The organism is Microcoleus sp. SVA1B4 (genome assembly GCF_036700545.1).
GTDB lineage: Bacteria > Cyanobacteriota > Cyanobacteriia > Cyanobacteriales > Microcoleaceae > Microcoleus.
Genome location: NZ_JAUBPB010000172.1, coordinates 1 through 1,288, shown reverse-complemented (window position 1 = coordinate 1,288; position 1,288 = coordinate 1). Strand labels below are relative to the sequence as shown.

Here is a 1,288-nt window from a genome sequence, read left to right as displayed (position 1 = left end):
GGCGGAAGGGCTGTGGTGACGTTTACAGGTAGGTCGGTAAAACTCAAAGACGGAATGTTGAGATTTCCCCTAGGCAGTAAGGTTAAAGCGTGGTTTGGTTTAGATGCGTTTTACTTGCCTATGCCTTCTAATCTTGATTTCAAGGAGATTCGAGAATATCGCATTCTTCCTCGAAACGGCTGCTTCTACCTAGAATTTGTCTACAAAACTACTGAAGTCCAATCAGATGTAGACCCTGCCAGATGCTTGATGATTGACCACGGTATCGATAATTGGCTAACTTGTGTGAGCAACGTTGGTACAAGTTTTATTGTCGATGGTAAGCATTTAAAATCTCTCAACCAAGGTTACAACAAGCAAGTTGCATTTCTGATGAATGGGAAAGCTAACGGATTTTGGTCTAAAAGACTTGCCAGTATAACCGAGAAACGAAATCGTCAGATGAGAGATGCCGTCAACAAGGCAGCCCGGAAGGTAATTAATCATTGTTTAAACAATCAAATAGGAACGGTTGTATTCGGATGGAATAAAGGACAAAAAAATTCTGCCAATATGGTTCGCAAAACTAATCAAAAGTTTGTGCAAATCCCTACGGGCAGATTGAAAGATAGGATTGCTCAACTGTGCGAGCAATACGGTCTGAGATTTGTTGAGACTGAGGAGTCTTATTCGTCGAAGGCTTCGTTTGTCGATAATGATTTGCTACCTACAATCGGCGAGAAACCCGAAGGGTGGCTTCCAAGTGGCAAACGAATTAAGCGTGGCTTGTACCGAACTGCACAGGGCTGGCTAATTAATGCAGATTGTAATGCCTGCGGAAATATTGGTAGAAAAGTAGCGGTGATGCTTGGACTCGCTCTAAGCGGAATCAGTAGGGGTGAATTGACAGCACCTTTAAGACAGAAATTGTGGTCTTAAGAATCCTCGTCGCTTCAGCGCGAGGAGTGTCAATATTAATTCTCCTTCTGCGGTTCTTTCTAATCTCAAGTCGGGATTTGCCAATGCTAGGATATCGAATTGTTCGCCTGTGACAAAAAGGGCGATCGCATTTGGCAATTCTATAGAGATTGTTTCTGGTTCAGTAAATATTTGTACCATCTTCAATTCCAGTTTTTTTTAGATTGAACTCGGCAACAAGAAAAAATTAAAGGGCCCTCGCACGGGGTGGGGCGGGTTTACGAGATTGTGTGTTTTAGGCAATTATTATCGGTGAACCCGCCCCTTGTATCTTAAAAGAGTGCGTCAGTCGATCGCCACGTCATTGATTCGATCATACCGACAATCAGGC

2 protein-coding genes are annotated in these 1,288 nt (G+C 43.2%); one reads left to right on the top strand and one right to left on the bottom strand.

Annotated elements, in window-relative coordinates; genetic code table 11:
- Nucleotides 1–918, top strand: a 918-nt coding sequence (locus tag QT987_RS29770; protein WP_333247093.1) for a transposase, incomplete at its 5' end; no start/stop codon positions are given.
- Here the strand turns inward: QT987_RS29770 and QT987_RS29765 are convergent.
- Nucleotides 895–1,098 carry a hypothetical protein gene (locus QT987_RS29765; RefSeq protein ID WP_333247091.1) on the bottom strand — a complete coding sequence of 68 codons (204 nt, stop codon included), beginning with the start codon at nt 1,096–1,098 and terminating at the stop codon, nt 895–897. The two genes, QT987_RS29770 and QT987_RS29765, sit on opposite strands and share 24 nt — an antisense overlap.
- Nucleotides 1,099–1,288: the final 190 nt, after the last annotated feature.